General features: G+C 44.2%; 12 protein-coding genes and 1 tRNA gene. 3 read left to right on the top strand and 10 right to left on the bottom strand.

Features of this window, described 5'->3' with window-relative positions:
* The first annotated feature begins 27 nt into the window (after window positions 1-27).
* From ABEB05_RS13620 to ABEB05_RS13610, 3 genes are all read left to right on the top strand, one after another.
* Window positions 28-3,297, top strand: coding sequence for an efflux RND transporter permease subunit (locus tag ABEB05_RS13620; RefSeq protein ID WP_265791408.1), 3,270 nt, complete (start codon window positions 28-30; stop codon window positions 3,295-3,297).
* 10 nt (window positions 3,298-3,307) lie between these two features.
* Window positions 3,308-6,379: an efflux RND transporter permease subunit gene (locus ABEB05_RS13615; RefSeq protein WP_265791410.1), complete on the top strand. Its 3,072-nt coding sequence runs from the start codon at window positions 3,308-3,310 to the stop codon at window positions 6,377-6,379.
* Between the two features lie 123 nt (window positions 6,380-6,502).
* Complete coding sequence (locus ABEB05_RS13610; RefSeq protein WP_265791411.1) at window positions 6,503-6,820, top strand: YtxH domain-containing protein; 318 nt, start codon at window positions 6,503-6,505, stop codon at window positions 6,818-6,820.
* A 270-nt stretch (window positions 6,821-7,090) separates the two neighbouring features.
* Here the strand turns inward: ABEB05_RS13610 and rpoC are convergent, their stop codons facing one another.
* From rpoC to ABEB05_RS13560, 10 genes are all read right to left on the bottom strand, one after another.
* Complete coding sequence (rpoC, locus tag ABEB05_RS13605) at window positions 7,091-11,446, bottom strand: DNA-directed RNA polymerase subunit beta' (protein ID WP_265791413.1); 4,356 nt, start codon at window positions 11,444-11,446, stop codon at window positions 7,091-7,093.
* A gap of 51 nt (window positions 11,447-11,497) precedes the next feature.
* A complete protein-coding gene (gene rpoB, locus ABEB05_RS13600; protein ID WP_345694305.1) occupies window positions 11,498-15,313 on the bottom strand; it encodes a DNA-directed RNA polymerase subunit beta in 3,816 nt (1,271 codons plus the stop codon).
* Window positions 15,314-15,496: 183 nt separating this feature from the next.
* Window positions 15,497-15,868: a 50S ribosomal protein L7/L12 gene (gene rplL, locus ABEB05_RS13595; protein ID WP_265791417.1), complete on the bottom strand. Its 372-nt coding sequence runs from the start codon at window positions 15,866-15,868 to the stop codon at window positions 15,497-15,499.
* Window positions 15,869-15,922: 54 nt separating this feature from the next.
* Window positions 15,923-16,447 (bottom strand): 50S ribosomal protein L10, encoded by a 525-nt coding sequence (gene rplJ / locus ABEB05_RS13590; protein ID WP_265791419.1) that lies wholly within the window; start codon window positions 16,445-16,447, stop codon window positions 15,923-15,925.
* A gap of 26 nt (window positions 16,448-16,473) precedes the next feature.
* On the bottom strand, window positions 16,474-17,172 hold the full coding sequence (gene rplA, locus ABEB05_RS13585; RefSeq protein WP_265791421.1) for a 50S ribosomal protein L1: 699 nt from the start codon (window positions 17,170-17,172) through the stop codon (window positions 16,474-16,476).
* Between the two features lie 15 nt (window positions 17,173-17,187).
* Window positions 17,188-17,619: a 50S ribosomal protein L11 gene (gene rplK / locus ABEB05_RS13580; protein WP_073066592.1), complete on the bottom strand. Its 432-nt coding sequence runs from the start codon at window positions 17,617-17,619 to the stop codon at window positions 17,188-17,190.
* A gap of 71 nt (window positions 17,620-17,690) precedes the next feature.
* On the bottom strand, window positions 17,691-18,257 hold the full coding sequence (nusG, locus tag ABEB05_RS13575; protein ID WP_265791425.1) for a transcription termination/antitermination protein NusG: 567 nt from the start codon (window positions 18,255-18,257) through the stop codon (window positions 17,691-17,693).
* Entirely contained in the window at window positions 18,254-18,436 is a 183-nt protein-coding gene (secE, locus tag ABEB05_RS13570; protein WP_265791427.1) for a preprotein translocase subunit SecE, read from the bottom strand. The genes nusG and secE overlap by 4 nt, the downstream gene beginning before the upstream one ends.
* 25 nt (window positions 18,437-18,461) lie before the next feature.
* Window positions 18,462-18,534 (bottom strand) — tRNA-Trp (locus ABEB05_RS13565).
* A gap of 70 nt (window positions 18,535-18,604) precedes the next feature.
* A partial coding sequence (locus tag ABEB05_RS13560; RefSeq protein WP_486322322.1) for an EF-Tu C-terminal domain-related protein occupies window positions 18,605-18,732 on the bottom strand: 128 nt, incomplete at its 5' end.

Here is an 18,732-nt window from a genome sequence, read left to right as displayed (position 1 = left end):
AGCTCATCCTAAAAGGACTTACATTTTATGAAAGCACTTGCTAAAAAAGCGGTTGAGCGTCCGGTCACTTTTTTCATGGTGAGCCTGATCGTCATTGGATTCGGGCTTTTCGGACTCTCCAATCTCAGACTTAACCTCTATCCTGACGTATCATTTCCAACCATAACCGTTTATACCACATATGAAGGAGTGGCGCCGGGAGATATGGAAACGCTTGTTACACGCCCCATAGAGGAAGCGGTAGGAAGTATCAGTGGAGTTAGAGAGGTGCGGTCGATGTCTAACCAAGGAACTTCGATTGTTAAGCTGGATTTTGACTGGGGAACCAATTTATATAATGCAGAATCGGATGTGCGGAAGGAACTTGATTTCGTACGTCGAACGATCCCTGACGATGCCGAACAACCTATCGTCTTTTCATACGACCCGAACCAAGAACCTATCATAGTCCTCACGCTGACTTCCGACATACGGAGTCCCCGAGAACTCCGAACCATTGCCGAACAAGATCTCGAACAACACTTGGAACGTATTCCCGGCGTGGCATCCAGCGAGACCTCCGGAGGTTATGAACGGCAAATCAATATCGATATCAGCAATGAACAGATGCGGGCCTACAATCTCAGCATTTCAACCATTGCAAATAAGCTGCAGCAAGAAAACATACAGGTCCCCGCCGGTGAACTTATTGAGGGACGTACCATTTATTCCCTTCGTACGATCGGTGAATTCAAAAATGTAGAACAAATACGGAATACTATAATTACCGTTCGCGAGGGCGAACCTCTCATGCTTAGGGATGTGGCCACGGTAGAAGACGGTGTTGCACAGCCCATCGGCAATGTGCACGTAAATGGTGAACAGGGAGTCATCCTGAATATTTATCGCCAAAGCGATGCCAATGTGGTTACGACCGCCAATTCCGTAGTCGATAATATTGACAACTTAAATCGTATCCTCCCCGACGACGTTTCCATTGACGTGCTCACTAATAAAGCAAACTTTATTGAAACATCCATCGATAACTTACTATGGACAGGTCTGCAAGCCGTCATATTGGTAGTCCTTATTCTGCTGGCTTTCCTTCGTAGTGGGCGATCGGCTCTCATCATAGCCATTTCCATACCCGTTTCCATCATATCTACATTCAGCATTATGGATTGGGCAGACCTGAGCCTGAATATCATTTCACTCTCAGGCCTTACACTAGCTGTGGGAATGGTAGTGGATGATGCCGTAGTTGTGCTGGAAAATATATTTCGCTTTAAAGAAGAGGGGCACGATAGAGATGAGGCCTCAGTTTGGGGAGCACAGGAAGTAGCGGTACCTGTCGTCATATCTACACTGACTACGCTTGTAGTCTTCATTCCCATCCTGTTTGTTCCAGGTATCGCCGGATTCCTCTTCCGTGATTTGGCCCTCACTATCTCTTTTGCGCTTTCGGTATCCTCCATTGTTGCGCTCAGTCTCATTCCCATGATGAGTTCTCAATTATTGGATTCCACAGAATCCGATAGTGCCAAAGATTCCTATCTTAAGCAACTGCTAGACTGGAGCCGGGGAAATATCTTTAAACGAATATTAGCTTCACCATTACTTTTGGTAGGAGCAATTATTTATCCGATTATTTGGGGATTCAAGTATGTAGGCAAGAAGATCGGATTGTTCTTCAATAAAAAAGTAGGCCCATTTATCGACAGAGCGCTTGACCGTATGGAATCCGCATACCGACAACGATTAACAACACTTTTAAATCATAGCGGTACCGTTGTAACCTCAGCAGTACTGCTGTTCCTGCTGACATTGCCAATATTCGGTTTTCTTGGCGGAGAATTTTTTCCTGAAGTTGATGACAATACGTTTATCCTGAATGTTCAAAGGGAACCGGGCGTAAGCTTAATTGAGCTGGAACGTTCAGTCTCCCGGATTGAGCAAATCATCAACAAAGAAGTACCGGAGACGCGGCTTGTGGTATCCGATTTTGGAGATAAAGAAGGCATTGAGGGTGCCGACAATCCCGGTGGATACAACGGAAGGGTTCGTGTAGAATTAGTTCCGCAAAGTGAACGCTCCCGGTCCGAGAGGGTTATTGTCGCTTCCCTGCTTCAAGAACTTACCCAAGTGCCCGGAACAGATATCAAAGAAGTTCAGGAAGACCCTTTAAGTCCGGAAGGAGAAAGCGGACTTATCGTACAAATATTCGGATATGAACCTGAACAAAGAGAAGAACTGGCAAATGTTGCAAAAAGTAGATTACAGGATATCGACGGCATAGCCAATGTGTATAGTGCCGCAGAAGAAGGACGTCCAGAGCTACAAATTACAATGGACAGGGAGCGTATTTCACGACTGGATATGAACACTTCTCAGGTAGCTTCGGCCCTTGGAAATGCTGTTAAGGGCAATTTAGCAACTACTTATGTAGATCAGGGAGTAGAATTTGAAGTTATGGTCCAACTTCAAGAATCTGATAAGACTAGTATTGATGATCTTAGAAACCTACAGGTAGAAACACCCGGCGGAGAATGGGTACCGCTTGCAAACCTGGCCCGCATAGAACGTTATAGCGGTCCAACTAATATCATTAGAATTAACCAGGAACGCATTACTGAAATAACCGCTGATCTGGCTGACCTGGATTTAAAAGAAGCTAGTTCTCAAGTACGTCAGCAACTTGATACAATTAACTGGCCGGACGGATATCGATATGAAATTTCAGGTACGGCCGAAGACCAACAAGCATCATTTAATTATTTAATGATTGCTTTTATCATCGCCGGTATTCTTACCTACATGGTCATGGCCTCACAATTTGAAAGCTTGGTAGAGCCGTTTATTATTATTCTCACCATCCCACTGGCCCTAACTGGTGTTTTGTTGATGCTATGGATAACGGGCACTTCTATCAGCGTTACGTCTATGGTGGGACTGATACTCTTGTCGGGTATTGTTGTTAATAATGGTATTGTTATGATCGACTATATTAAAATCCTACAGGCCCGTAAAATGGAGCGTAACGAAGCTATAATCAAAGGGGCTGTACGACGCCTCCGACCAATACTCATGACAGCTTTTACAACGATCTTGTCAATGGTCCCTCTTGCCTTGGAGCTAGGCTCAGGTTCCGAAACATGGAGTCCTATGGCCCGAACGGTTATCGGCGGACTGGCCATGTCTACGTTCCTGATGCTTTTTGTTGTTCCCTGCCTCTATCAACTTATTAACATCATGGTAGAGAACTTCGGATTCGATTCAGTCCATAAAGAAGATCCTTTGCTGCAATCGGAATTGAAATAATGACAACGCTATGAAGAAATTTACTTTAGCCGGCAGCGTCTTAAAACGACCGATCAGCGTAATCATGGTTACCCTGGTTATTATTGGGTTTGGTGTATTTTCGCTATCCAACTTGAAGGTGACGCTCACTCCTTCATTGAACATCCCGATACTTGCAATCTCTACCAGCTACAGCAATGTAGCTCCTGAAGATATGCAAACCCTTATTGTTGAGCCTATTGAAGGGGCAATTTCGGCGGTTGAGGGTATCGAAACGCTGGAATCCAACATAAGCAAGGGAAGTGCTTTTATTATCCTGCGACTTAAGGCAGGCGTAAATATTCGCCATACAGAACTAAAAGTACGAGAAGAATTATCACGTATTCGCAATGAACTGCCCGAAGAAGCCGCAGAGCCAGTAATATTCCAGTTCGATCCGGATAATTTCCCTGTCATGCGATTGAGTTTGGATTCTGATCATACCGGACTGGATGAGCTGCGGCGTCTAGGCGTAGAATTTATAGAACCTCGTATTGAGCGATTAAAGGGAGTGGCCTCGGCAGACACTCGTGGAGGTCTTGAGCGTAAAATATTTATCAATGTATCCCCCATGTCACTGGCACAGCATCGCCTTATCCCTTCTGATATCGAGTCTGCTTTGCGGTCCAATAATGTTCAGGTCCCTATTGGCGATATACAAAATGGTCAAAACAGTTTTAGCCTACGTGCCACCTCTATGTATTCAAATGTAGAACAAATAAGACAAACGATTGTAACGGTTACCGAAGAAGGAGTACCCGTTCGCATTAAGGACATAGCCGAGGTTGAAGACAGCTTTGCTGAAATTACAACGCTTGTGGAAATCAATGGAAAAAACAGTGTTTCTTTGGAAGTTCAAAAGAAATCTGATGCCAATACCCTGGATGTTGTAAACGCTGTCAAAGATCAGCTATCAAACATCAATAACAATCTTCCACCTGATGTTAGCCTGCAGGTTTTGACCGATGATGGAGAAAATATTGAAAATTCGATATCAAACCTCACACAATCGGCACTCGCCGCGCTCCTTGTTGTTATTGTCGTTCTGCTGCTTTTTATGGGTGGATGGCGAATCTCACTGGTTGTTGCAGCTACCATACCGGTATCCATTACTGCGAGTTTCGGTGCGATGTACGCCGCTGGGCTTTCTCTGAATATTTTAACTATTACTGCCCTGGCTCTGGCCATTGGTCTGTTGGTAGATAATGCTATTGTCGTCTCTGAAAGTATTGCCCGTAAGTTGGAAGAGCATACAGACAAAATGCAGGCTATTCTCGAAGGCACTAATGAAGTGGTGGGGGCGCTCTTGGGAGCGACGCTAACTACACTCGGAGTTTTTGTTCCCATTATTGGCTTATCCGGTATTCAGGCTCAACTTTTTGTAGAGTTTGCCATTACTATTAGTATTGCAATCGGGATATCCTTCATATCTTCAATTATATTAGTTCCCGTTCTTGCCCTCCTATTCTTAAACAGCGACCAATTCAACTCGCAAGCAGATACTTCTGCAAGTATGGGTAAACTGGAACAGTGGTATGCCCGTACTCTACGGTGGGTCATGTTCCGAAAATGGACCGCTGTTATTACTGCCCTCGCTATCTTGGGATGCACATATCTGCTATATAACAATTTAAGATTTGAGTTCTTTCCGCAATCCGATTCGGGAAGTGTATCCGTCAATATAGAGTTACCTTCGGGAACAAAGCTTGTAAAAACAGCTGAGGTCTTGCGGGGCTTTAGTGACCAACTCCAGCAAAAAGACGTAGTTGAAACCGTGGTTACTCAGATGGGCCAGAGAGGCTTCACAACCCGAACCAATGTGGGGCAAATGACCATTACCCTCGTCGATGAAGAAGATAGAGATATTACTACCAACAGTTTTTCCGCACAACTGCGTCAGGAATTACAGTCCCCGGGAGTAGATGTCAACATAAGCGGTGGTGGCGGTGGATTTGGAGGCTTTGGCGGGGGCGGCATAACCCTTAGCCTCGTTGGACCAGAAATAGAAGTCCTGAAAGCAATTTCTGACAAAATAGAACGTACACTCCTTACAGATCCCAACGTAATATCCGTAGATAACGGACAGTCCGATCCTACTCCCGAATTACATTACCGGGTTAATCGACAGCGAATAAGCAGAATGGGTAGTTCTCTCAATGACGTTGCGAGTTCGCTAAAAACACAGGTACAAGGTACGCGGGTAGGCTTTTTGCGTCAGCAAGGACGAGAAATTCCCATAGATGTACGGACCTCTAAAAATGATCTCACCAGCCGGGCACAACTCCTGGACCTCCAGTTATTACAAATAGAAGACCAGCGGTTGCCCGTGGCCGCTCTGGGTATCTTTGAAAGCGTAGAAGGGGTTGATCAAATTTCTCGCCGTAACCGCGAAACTGTACTGGATGTAAATATTGAGGTTGATGGAAATCCCAATGAATTTCGTGAGGAAATTATCAGTATAATACAGGAGCAGGTAGTACTTCCAGAAGGCTATCGCTATGAATTTACCGGATCCCTTCAAGAGTCCGATGAAGGAAGCAATGAGATTATATGGGCTCTGCTCTTTGCAGTATTGTTGACCTATATGATTATGGCATCACTGTTTGAAAATTTCGTTGATCCTTTTGTAATCTGGTTCAGCATACCCCTCGCATTCTTTGGGGCCTTATTTGGACTTTGGATGATAGGAACACCATTGAGTGCGACCGCCTTTATAGGAATGTTTATGCTTGTCGGCATTATCGTTAATAATGGCATTGTACTGGTCGACTATATGCATCTCTATACCAAACATAACGCACATTCAGATTCTTTACTCAACAATGCCATTGAAGCCTGTAAAAGACGACTCAGACCTATTCTTTTAACGGCTATCACAACTATTTGCTCGATGATTCCACTTTCCCTGGGAATCGGCACCGGAGCTGAGATCTGGGCACCCCTTGCTCGTGCTGTCATTGGGGGGCTCCTTTTCGGTTCTATCCTAACGCTCTATGTGATTCCCGCCTTTATAATGGGGAATAAAAAAGAAAGACGAGAAGCAATTCGCCAACATAAAGAGTAAATATTAATTCTTGCAAGCACTTTTAAATAAGTTCAGTAAATTGCATATTAAAGCAACATAATAATCGTTATTAACAGTAATGTATTTGAACAAAGAAGCTACAGTTTAAGAGGTTATAATATTATGAGTAAGTCAAAAGATTTTACCCTTGGTTTGTTATCCGGTGCCTTGGTAGGTTCGGTCATCGCACTTCTATATGCTCCTGACAAAGGTAGTAATACCCGTGATGTTCTTTCTTACAGACTAAGTTCTTATATGGATGAATTAACCCATCTTATTGATAAGCTGTCTGACGAAAAGGAATCGATCTCTGAAGCGAAAAGAAAAGGAGACTTAGTTGTTGAAGACGCTCGAAAGAGGGCTGAAGATTTAATCAACGAAGCAGAAGACTTGTTGGGTTCTATTGAAAAAGCGAAAGAAAATGTAAAAGAATCCGAATAGCATTCAACTATTTGGGCATCGCTTTCTTTTTTCCAAGAGGTCTCCTTATCTGCAGGGAGACCTTTTTTTGTGGGAAATATACTATATAAAGCCAATAATTATAATCTCTTCCAGTTTCTTATGAGTAGACAGGCTTTTAAAAGCCCCGGAATAAAAATCCAAATAGCTCAATTTCATAGAAGATGGTCTTTTGTTAGAAACTAATTACAAATAAAAAAGCGCCTGATTATAAAATCAGGCGCTTTTTTTGTTAAAGTATATTATTGCGGACTAGGAATCATCTTCTTCTGCTTCCGCTGTTTCAGCTGTTGCTTCGGGTACTTCTTGTGCACCATCGGGTTCGCCAGCTCCACTGAGCTGATCAAACACTTTCGCAACTTCTTGCTCATCTTCATCAAGCTCGGCCTTCTTACCGACAATAAGATCGTCGTATTTTCGCAGGCCGGTTCCAGCAGGTACTTTATGTCCAACAATTACATTCTCCTTAAGACCAAGCAGTTCATCTTTCTTAGCCTCTATAGAAGCTTGTGTTAAGACCTTAGTAGTCTCCTGGAAGGAAGCGGCCGATAACCAGCTTTCAGTAGAAAGAGCAGCCCGTGTAATACCAAGCAGAATGGGCTTGGAAATTGCAGGTTCTGCCTCTCTGGTTTCAAGTTCTTCCTCACCGTCCTTAATAAGCTCGTTATTAATTTCACGAACTTCACGGCGATCTAAAATAGTGCCTTGCTTAAGGTCACTACCTCCGACATCGGTAACTACGTATTTACCAATAAGCTCATCGTTCTTGCGGTTAAGCTCGAACCGATCCACTTTATCCCCTTCAAGGAACATGGTATCACCAGAATCGGTAACCTCTACCTTCTGCATCATGGTCCGCACAATAGTTTCAATGTGCTTATCATTAATCTGTACACCCTGCAGTCGGTAGACCTCCTGAATTTCATTCACAAGGTATGACTGTACGGCATAAGGACCGAGAATATTCAGAATTTCTTCTGCAGGAATCGTACCGTCAGAAAGTTGTTGTCCGGCCTCTACATAATCATTCTCCTGAACAAGGATATGCTTGGAGAGTGAAATGAGATACGTTTTTTCTGTCTTGCCGTCCTTACTTTCGACAATCACTTCCTGCTTACCACGCTTTCGTCCGCCCATGCGAACGATACCGTCAATCTCAGATACTGCAGCAGGATCACTCGGTGAACGAGCCTCAAACAGCTCCGTAACACGCGGCAAACCGGCCGTAATATCCTTGGATTGACCCGTTGATCGTGGAATCTTCGCAAGTACCTGTCCTGCTGATACCTCCTCGCCGTCTTCAACAACAATATGCGTATCGACAGGCAAGGTTTTCTCACGGATACGATCGTCTTTCCCTTTAACCAAAAGCGTGGGTACGAGTGAGCGATCTTTGGAATCTATCACCACTTTTTCGCGGTGACCGGTCTGAGCATCTGTTTCTTCGGAAAATGTAATGTCTTCCAGAATATCTTTGTACTCAACTTTACCATCAATTTCCGCATAAATATTTGCATTATACGGATCCCAGCTACAGATGGGAACTCCCTTCGGAATTTCATCCCCCTCTTCAACCAAGAGTTCTGAACCGTACGGAATATTATAGGTTGTCAGTACCTTACCTTCTTCGTCTACGATTTTTATTTCTCCGGCCCGACTAAGAACTACATCATGTATTTCTTCTCCGTCATCGTATTCAACTACTCGGATATTCTCAAACTCAATCTTACCGCCAAACTTCGCTTTGTGTTGTGATTCTGACTCCATTCGAGAAGCCGTACCACCAACGTGGAACGTTCGGAGAGTAAGCTGGGTACCAGGTTCACCAATTGATTGAGCAGCAATAACACCTACTGCCTCACCAACCTGTACCATAGTTCCCCTGGAAAGATCGCGACCGTAGCATTTAGAACATACACCACGCTCGGTTTCGCATGTAAGTACTGATCGAATCTCAACCTCTTCAATGGAGGTCTCAGCAATACTTTGGGCTACGCCTTCATCAATCATTTGATTCGCTTCACAGATCAATTCATCTGTCAGGGGATCATAGATATCGTGCAGAGAAACGCGGCCCAGAATACGATCTTCAAGACTTTCGATAACATCTTCGTTATCCTTAAGTGCCTTCATCTTAATACCGCGAAGCGTACCACAATCTTGCTCATTGATAATAATGTCTTGCGATACGTCAACAAGACGACGAGTCAGGTAACCCGCATCAGCCGTTTTAAGCGCCGTATCAGCAAGACCTTTACGAGCACCGTGTGTTGAAATAAAGTATTCAAGAACCGTAAGTCCCTCTTTAAAGGATGAGAGAATTGGATTCTCAATAACTTCATTACCTTCCTGCTGTGAACTTTTCTGCGGCTTCGCCATCAATCCACGCATACCGCCCAACTGTCGAATCTGTTCTTTCGATCCACGAGCACCAGAGTCGGCCATCATATAGACGGGATTAAAACCCTGCCGATCTTCCGTCAACGCAGTAAACAGGGATTCAGACACGCGGTTTGTAGTACTTGTCCACTTGTCAATAACCTGGTTATAGCGTTCATTATCGGTAATGAAACCCATCTCATAGCGGCCGGTAATATCTTCTACTTCATCCTTGGTATTCTGGATGAGCTCATCCTTTTCATCCGGAATAACAATATCTTCCAGACTAAAGGAAATACCTCCGACAGTAGCCTGCTCGAAGCCCATCTCCTTCATATTATCAAGGAATTCAACCGTTCGGGAAGTTCCCACCTTATAATGGATATCACCAATAATCTTACGCAGTTCCTTCTTACCAAGCGTACGATTAATGAAACCCATTTCATCCGGCAGAATCTCATTAAAGAGTACACGGCCGGTAGTAGTTTTTATAATCTCATATCCTTCTTGTTCTCCGTTTTCATCTAGATTAGGAATGCGGACATTGATTTTTGCATGCATATCCAGGCGATTCCGATCGTAGGCTACAAGAACCTCACTGGTATTGGCAAAGGTTTTACCCTCTCCTTTTTTATCACTGGCCATCTTCGTCATGTAATAAATACCCAGAACCATATCCTGTGAAGGCACCGCAATCGGTCCACCGTTAGCGGGACTCAAAATATTATGCGAGCCCAGCATCAAGACCGAGGCTTCAAGGATGGCATCATGACTCAGCGGCAAGTGTACCGCCATCTGGTCACCGTCAAAGTCAGCGTTAAAAGCGGTACAGGAAAGAGGATGCAAACGTACCGCTTTTTCCTCAATAAGTACCGGCTGATACGCCTGTATCCCTAATCTGTGTAAGGTCGGTGCACGATTAAGCAGTACCGGATGTCCATCAATAACATTCTCCAGTACCTCCCAAACTTCCGGATCGCGACGATCAACAACCTTTTTGGCCGATTTAACTGTCTTTACATAACCACGCTCAATAAGTCGTCGAATAATAAACGGCTTATAGAGTTCTACCGCCATTTCTTTCGGAAGACCGCATTCATGAAGACCTAACTCAGGTCCGGCTACAATTACCGAACGTCCGGAATAGTCAACCCGTTTACCCAACAGATTCTGCCGAAAACGACCGCTCTTACCCTTCAGCATGTCACTGAGTGATTTCAGCGGACGGTTATTATTACGTACGGCATTGGATTTACGAGAATTATCGTAAAGGGAATCAACAGCCTCCTGCAGCATCCGCTTCTCGTTGCGAAGGATCACATCGGGCGCTTTAATATCGATCAGACGCTTCAATCGATTATTTCGGATAATAACCCGGCGATACAGATCATTGAGATCGGAAGTTGCAAATCGCCCTCCTTCCAAAGGTACAAGGGGACGAAGTTCCGGTGGAATAACCGGGATTACACGCTGTACCATCCATTCAGGACGGTTTTCGGTATGCTGGTTAGCGGCACGGAATGATTCTATAACCTGCAGACGCTTCAGTTTTTTCTTCTTCCGCATCTGGGAAGTTTCATTACGTGCTTCATAACGAAGGCGATAAGCCAATTCATCAAGATCGAGCGTAGCAAGCAGCTCTTCAATGGCATCGGCTCCTTCTTTAGCACGGAACTTGTCAGGATCTTCGTCATCCATCTCCCACTGATCCTCGGGGAGTTGTTCCTGAATGTCGTAGTATTCCTCTTCAGAAATAAGATCGCCTTTTTTGTAACCAAGATCACGGGCCACACCCGGATTCATGATCACATAGGTCTCATAATAGACAATCTTTTCCAGATTCTTGGACGAATAGCCAAGCAGGTATGCAAGTTTATTTGGTAGTGACTTAAAGTACCATATATGAACCACCGGTACCGTCAGGGAAATATGCCCCATGCGTTCCCGACGAACGGCTTTTCGCGTGACCTCTACACCGCAACGGTCACAGATAATCCCTTTGTAGCGGATTCGTTTATATTTGCCACAGTGGCATTCATAATCTTTAACCGGACCAAAAATCTTTTCGCAGAAAAGACCGTCCATTTCCGGTTTAAAGGTACGATAGTTGATTGTTTCGGGCGTTAAGACTTCGCCATGCGAGCGGGAGAGAATAGTCTCCGGCGACGCAAGAGAAATACCAATTGTATCGAAGTCTTTCGAAACTGTTAATGTGTTAGTAGTCGGCAAGGATGTACCTCCGGATTGACTTTATTTAACAGTGCAAATTCTGTGTTCTAATTAATCGATGTGAATCTCAAGACCGAGTCCCATCATTTCTCGCAGCAGTACCTTAAATGATTCAGGTACATTACCTTCAGGCAGATTTTCGCCCTTGACAATTGCTTCATAGATGCGGGAACGACCTTTCACATCGTCACTTTTAACAGTAAGCATCTCTTTGAGGATACTGGAAGCTCCATAAGCATACAGAGCCCATACCTCCATTTCACCGAGACGCTGACCACCAAACTGAGCTTTACCACCCAGTGGTTGTTGCGTAATTAATGAATAAGGTCCAATAGACCGGGCATGCATTTTGTCCTCAATCAAGTGATTGAGTTTCAACATATACATATAACCGACTGTGGTTTTCTGATCCATTGGCTCGCCTGTGCGTCCATCGTAAAGCGTAACGCGACCATCTTCAGGCAGACCTGCTTCTCTGAGCTGCTGCTTAACCTGGTCTTCAGTTGCTCCGTCAAAAATAGGAGAAGCGAACTTCACGCCAAGCTTCTTAGCGGCCCAGCCAAGAATAGTTTCATAAATCTGACCAAGGTTCATTCGTGATGGTACTCCAAGTGGATTCAAGCAAATATCAACCGGTGTACCGTCTTTCATAAAAGGCATATCCTCTACAGGTACTACCTTTGCGATAACACCTTTATTACCGTGGCGGCCGGCCATTTTATCTCCTACCTGCAGCTTACGTTTTTTAGCAACATAAACTTTGGCTTTTTGAATAATACCCGGTGGCAGATCATCTCCGACCTGAATCTGATACTTACGTCGCTTGGCTTCGGTATCAATTTCTCTACGCAGATCACGGTAGTTCTTGAAAAGTAATCGTACGTGCTCTACCAATTCATCATCGGTAGCCCATTGAATATTTTCGTTAATATTAACGGGATCGAGCTCTTCAAAATCTGACTTACGATATTTCTCACCTTTAGGTATAAGCTCTACACCATTAAAATCGTACACGCCGGGAGACGTCTTGTCTCTTAACAGGCTGTAAAGATTATCCACCATTTGGCTGTTAAGCTCATCTACCTTTTCGGCATGCCGCTCATTTTCCAGTTCAACCTGCTTCTTCTCCTCTTTTCGCGAAATCTGTTCGTCTCGCTTACGACTGAAGAGCTTGGTATCAATAACTGTTCCATGGACACCCGGCTTCACTTTCAGCGATGCATCTTTCACGTCACCGGCTTTATCACCAAAGATCGCACGCAGAAGTTTCTCTTCCGGTGTTGGATCTGTTTCACCTTTGGGTGTAATCTTTCCAACCAGAATATCACCTGGCTTTATTTTAGCACCCGTCCTGATAATTCCGTGTTCGTCGAGGTTCTTAGTGGCCTCTTCGCTAACATTCGGAATTTCACGTGTAAGTTCCTCTTCACCACGTTTGGTGTCACGCACTTCCTGTTCAAATTCCTCGATGTGAATGGAAGTATACAGATCATCCTGAACGACCCGTTCACTTACTACAATGGCATCCTCAAAGTTGTATCCTCGCCAAGGCATAAAGCCTACCAGCAGGTTACGTCCAAGAGCAAGCTCACCCTGATCGGTAGCACAGCCATCAGCCAGCGTTTGGCCTTTTACAACCTTGTCACCTACTTCAACAATAGGCTTTTGATTGATAGTGGTACTTTGATTGGTACGCTCAAACTTTGTCAGGTCGTACTTCTTAATGCCATCATCAAAATAGCAGTTTTGTTCCAACTCCGTACGATCATACTTCACATGGATCTCTTTAGAGCTTACATAAACTACTTCGCCATCTTTTTCTGCAGTAATAATAGCCCGCGAGTCTTTAGCAGCACGGTGTTCAAGTCCCGTGCCCACTACCGGAGCTTCAGGACGTAACAAGGGCACGGCCTGACGCTGCATGTTCGAACCCATAAGGGCACGGTTAGCATCATTATGTTCAATAAATGGAATAAGCGCAGCAGCAACCGAAGTTAACTGGTTGGTAGCTACATCCATATATTCAACTTGATCGGGGCTGGCTAATCCTACCTCTCCGTCGCGGAAGCGAGAAAAGATATTATCATTTTTGAATATGCCATTTTCACCCAATTCAGCATTTGCCTGAGCAATAATGGTCTCATCTTCCTGTTCAGCTGAGAGATATTCAATATCCTCAGTTGCCTGCCCTTCCTTAATCTTCCGATATGGCGTCTCAAGGAATCCAAAATCGTTAACCTTCGCATGTACACATAAAGAGGTGATCAATCCAATATTCGGACCTTCAGGAGTTTCAATAGGGCACAGTCTACCGTAGTGCGTATAGTGAACGTCACGAACTTCAAAGCCGGCTCGTTCACGTGTCAGTCCCCCAGGCCCGAGAGCAGACATACGTCGTTTGTGTGTAAGAGTCGCAATTGGGTTGGTCTGATCCATAAACTGCGACAGCTGGTTCGTACCAAAGAACGTATTAATTACCGAAGAGATCGTCCGTGCATTTACGAGATCCTGCGGAGTAAGTTGTTCAGCGTCCCGGGAATTCATCCGTTCTTTAATAGTACGGGACATTCGGGCCAAACCGATAGAAAATTGCTGTCCAAGCTGTTCACCGATTGTTCTCACACGCCGGTTACTCAGATGATCAATATCATCAACCTGGGCCTTCATGTTTTTCAGGCGAATCACCTCTTTAATAATCGCCACAATATCTTCTTTCACCAGATAGCGGATATCCATATCCACATCCAGCTTAAGACGCTTATTCAAGCGATAGCGGCCTACTTCACCCAGATCATACTTCTTATCGCTGAAAAACAACCGCTCGAGAACCTGCCGTGCGGTTTCGGGATCTGGCATTTCACCGGTGCGTATCTGCTTATAGATTTCACCAAGAGCCGATTCTTCATCATGAGTCGGATCCTTGCGCAGGGTATTCATGAAAATATTACGCTCAGAATCTTCTGGTGCCATATTCTGGATACGTACTTTATCCATATCCGCTTCTTTCAGCAGTCCGTAATCATCTTCAGTAAGTTCATGGTCGATCTCCAGAAGAACCTCCCTGTTCAAGGCTTCTGTAACTTCGCCCGTCTGATCATCTACCACTTCTTCCATTTTCTCTTCAACGATATCAACCGCCAGCCGTTTTCCGACCAGGTTCTCATTGAAATTCTTTTTTGAGCCTACTTCTACTTTCTCAGAAAGCTCAAATAGGTTAAAAAGTTCCTCATCTGTAGAGTAGCCAAGAGCACGTAACAGTGTTGTAAATGGGACTTTCTTTTTACGATCAATATAAGCCCAAAGTACATCTCGGATATCTGTAGAAAACTCAATCCAGGAACCTTTAAACGGAATAACCCGTGCATTGTATAGCTGTGTACCGTTAGGGTGTACATTTTGACCGAAAAAAGCACCCGGTGACCGATGAAGCTGGCTTACAATCACGCGCTCAGCGCCATTGATAATAAAACTCCCCTTTTCGGTCATCCAGGGAAGATCTCCTAAAAAGACCTCCTGCTCAATTGTTTCCGTTGTTTCATCATCGTCATCAACAGCGGAAAGACGCAGCTTTGCTTTTAGCGGAACCGCATAAGAAAGCCCGCGTTCCTGACACTCCTTCATGCTGTACTTCGGAGTATCAACGCTGTAATGAAGAAACTCAAGGATATGGGTTTCCCGCGAATCCTGAATAGGAAAATTATCTTTAAAAATCTTTTGTAGCCCCTGAACCTGGCGATCTTCGGGTGCGATATCCAACTGGGTAAAGTCACCAAAAGATTCTAACTGGATATCCAGAAAATCAGGATAATCCAATACATGTTCAGTACTGGCAAATGTTAAGCGATCAGTGAAAGGAACTTTTTCCATTTTGCTTTGTGTACTCAAAGGAACCTCTCCTTTAAAATTTATTAAGATGGTGATGAGCCGAATTTGCCGCTTTTATCCACACTTAAAAATAAAGCGGATTTTTTAGCATGCAAATAGACGCCAATAGCCAATACCGGTGATACGGCATTGGCTAATGACAAAAATGTTAGTATTTGAACCTAATTATTTAAGTTCAACTTCAGCGCCTGCTTCTTCAAGCTTAGACTTAAGGTCTTCAGCTTCTGCTTTATCAACACCCTCCTTAATAGGATTAGGTGCGTTATCAACAAGCTCTTTTGCTTCCTTAAGGCCGAGACCCGTAATACTACGAACCTCTTTAATGACGGCAATTTTCTTGTCGCCGGGGCCATTCAGAATAACATCAAATTCTGTTTGTTCTTCACCGCCACCGCCTTCGTCGCCGCCACCAGCTACTACTGCTGTTGCAGCCGCAGGCTTAATGTCGTATTCTTCTTCAAGAACGTTAGCGAGTTCGTTTGCTTCTTTTACTGTTAAATTAACTAATTGTTCAGCTAAATCTTTAACGTCAGCCATTTTATTTCTCCGATTGATCTTTGTGAATTGAAAATTCGTAATGTTAGTTTGTAATTATTCTTCGCCTTTTTCGGCGATGGTTTCCACGGCTCCGGCAATATTTCTGCCGGGAGCTTCGAGTGCACTTACCACATTGGAAACAGGTGCAAGCAGAAGCCCAACGATATCACCTATCACTTCGCTCTTAGACTTCATTGCCGCCAAGGTACTTAGCTCATCCTCACCGTAATAATCTCCATCGATGATTGCAGCCTTAAACCTTGGCTTTTCTATTTCCTCGTTTAATTTTTTTATCACTTTTGCGGGTGCAGCAAGCTCTTCTTCTACAAAGGCAAAGCCATTTTGTTCAACCAAGTGGGGATATAAATCTTCGTATCCTCCCACCTCGTCCATGGCTCGCTTCATCAGCGTATTTTTGTATACCTTATACTTAATGTCGCCTTCGTAAAATTTTCCACGCATATTGTTGACTTCTCCAACAGACATTCCTGAATAGTCGGCGATATATACAGCACCGGCGTTTTCAAGATCTTCTGTTATTTGTTCAACAACTGCTTTCTTTTCTGCTAATGTTGGCATTGTTCAGTTCCCTGTTTTTATAACTTCTATACAGAAATTATAGATGAACGACTTAATGGAATACTTGGTCCCATGCTGGAACTCATATACGCGCTTCTGATATATAAACCTTTAGCAGAAGCGGGTCTGAGTCGCATGACTTCCTGCAAATATTTCATTGCATTCTCCCGAAGTTCACTGGCATCAAAGCTAACCTTTCCAATTGATGCGTGCAGAATTCCGTAGTCATCCACACGAAAATCAATCTTGCCGGCTTTTACCTCTTTGATAGTCTCAGCAACATCGGTTGTAACGGTACCACTCTTAGGATTAGGCATCAGTCCACGCGGACCTAAAACAGGTCCCAGTTTTCCGATCTTGCCCATAACATCCGGGGTGGCAACGATCACATCAACGTCAGTCCATCCATCTTGAATTTTTTCGATATACTCTTCCAGACCTACGTGATCTGCTCCGGCCTCTTCAGCTTCCTCTTGTTTGGCTTCGTTTACTAATGCCAAAACGCGAACTTCTTTACCGGTGCCATTAGGCAACGATACAGAACCGCGTACCATCTGATCGGCATGTCGGGGATCAACTCCCAGACGAAGATCCAGATCGACGGATTCATCAAAATTAGCTGTAGAGGTTTTCTTCACAAGATCACAAGCTTCTTCCAGAGTATATTCCAACTCGGGATCGATGAGCTTTGCGGCCTTTTGATACTTTTTTCCTCGTTGTGCCATAATTTATCTTACTTCCTATTTATCTCTTAGCACTCGAAGCCCCATACTCCGGGCAGTACCTGCAATCATTTCAGCAGCGTTTTCTACCTCAAAAGCATTAAGATCCTGCATTTTCTGTTCCGCTATTTCTTTGCACTGGGTCCAGGTTACCTGACCAACCTTTGTACGGTTGGGTTCTCCGGAACCGGATTTAATCCCAGCAGCTTGCTTGAGCAGAACAGCAGCAGGTGGAGTCTTAGTTATGAAAGTGAAAGACTTATCCTGGTACACTGTAATTTCAACCGGAATAATAGTACCGGCGTCTTCCTGTGTAGCAGCATTAAAAGCCTTACAAAACTCCATAATATTAATTCCAGCCTGACCTAGAGCAGGTCCAACAGGAGGCGCAGGATTAGCCTGCCCACCACGAATCTGGAGCTTAAGTACTTGATCTACTTTTTTTGCCATTTGAATTTACTGCTTATACTTATCTGTTTATTGCCGCGTAATAGCTCACTTTGCATCAGTGATTTAAGTGGTCAAGTTGCAGGTTCTACCTGGTTCACATCAACTTCAACCGGGGTCTTTCGACCAAAAATACTTACAAGAACACGTAATTTCAGTTTCTCTGCATTAACTTCTTGTACGGTTCCATCAAAATCTTTAAACGGTCCATCAATAACCTTAACAATATCGCCTTCATCATAGGGTATTTCAATCTTTCCACCCTCTTCCATGGCTTCTTCACTCTCATGGACTCGGCCTAGTATCCTATCCACTTCCGACTTGCGCAATGGCTTTGGACGATGCTGATTTTTTCCCGCCTTCAAAAAACCAATAGTTGACGGTGCACCCTGAATAAGATTATTTACTTCTTCATCATAAGAGGTTTTTAAAAGTATATAACCCGGGAAGAAATTTTTCTCCCGCGTACGCTTCTTACCTGAGCGAATTTCTATCACCGTTTCAGTCGGTATAAGAACTTCGCTAATTTTATCTTCCAGTCCCTGAAGTTCGATTTCACGATCTAAATATCGCTTAACCTTCTTTTCGTGACTGGAAAACACACGAACTACATACCAATCATGCTGTTCTTCTTGTGTCATTGATAAATGGCCTCTAATATAGTGCTATAAACTTGATCTACCGCAAAAATGAATCCAGACAGAAGTATGGTAAAGATAACCACAACAATCGTATAATCCACCAGCTCATCCTGATCTGGCCAAGAGACTTTCTTCATCTCTTTGCGGACATCCAGTAAAAATGCTTTAATCTTATCCATGTACTTATCACTTGTTCAATATCTGCACGGGTGGAAGGACTTGAACCCACAACCTTCGGTTTTGGAGACCGCTGCTCTGCCAGTTGAGCTACACCCGTAAATGCCAAGAGAATAGACCTTCACAAGACCTATTCTCATAAGCAGTTGTGCTATCTACCGAAGTAGATATTATTCAATTATGTCAGTTACCACGCCGGCGCCGACTGTGCGACCGCCTTCGCGGATTGCAAACCGAAGCCCCTCTTCCATGGCCACCGGCTGGATCAACGTCACGTCCATCGTCACGTTATCGCCCG

Origin of the sequence: Fodinibius salicampi (genome assembly GCF_039545095.1) — a bacterium.
Classification (GTDB): Bacteria; Bacteroidota; Rhodothermia; order Balneolales; family Balneolaceae; genus Fodinibius; species Fodinibius salicampi.
Note: the sequence above shows the minus strand (reverse complement) of the source record. Positions and strands in the feature narration are given on the sequence as shown.

Bases quoted from the DNA above. Each gene is read 5' to 3' on its own strand.
- ABEB05_RS13620 (WP_265791408.1), top strand. From the start codon at position 28: ATGAAAGCACTTGCTAAAAAAGCGGTTGAGCGTCCGGTCACTTTTTTC.
- ABEB05_RS13615 (WP_265791410.1), top strand. From the start codon at position 3,308: ATGAAGAAATTTACTTTAGCCGGCAGCGTCTTAAAACGACCGATCAGC.
- ABEB05_RS13610 (WP_265791411.1), top strand. From the start codon at position 6,503: ATGAGTAAGTCAAAAGATTTTACCCTTGGTTTGTTATCCGGTGCCTTG.
- rpoB (WP_345694305.1), bottom strand. From the start codon at position 15,313: ATGGAAAAAGTTCCTTTCACTGATCGCTTAACATTTGCCAGTACTGAA.
- rplL (WP_265791417.1), bottom strand. From the start codon at position 15,868: ATGGCTGACGTTAAAGATTTAGCTGAACAATTAGTTAATTTAACAGTA.
- rplJ (WP_265791419.1), bottom strand. From the start codon at position 16,447: ATGCCAACATTAGCAGAAAAGAAAGCAGTTGTTGAACAAATAACAGAA.
- rplA (WP_265791421.1), bottom strand. From the start codon at position 17,172: ATGGCACAACGAGGAAAAAAGTATCAAAAGGCCGCAAAGCTCATCGAT.
- rplK (WP_073066592.1), bottom strand. From the start codon at position 17,619: ATGGCAAAAAAAGTAGATCAAGTACTTAAGCTCCAGATTCGTGGTGGG.
- nusG (WP_265791425.1), bottom strand. From the start codon at position 18,257: ATGACACAAGAAGAACAGCATGATTGGTATGTAGTTCGTGTGTTTTCC.
- secE (WP_265791427.1), bottom strand. From the start codon at position 18,436: ATGGATAAGATTAAAGCATTTTTACTGGATGTCCGCAAAGAGATGAAG.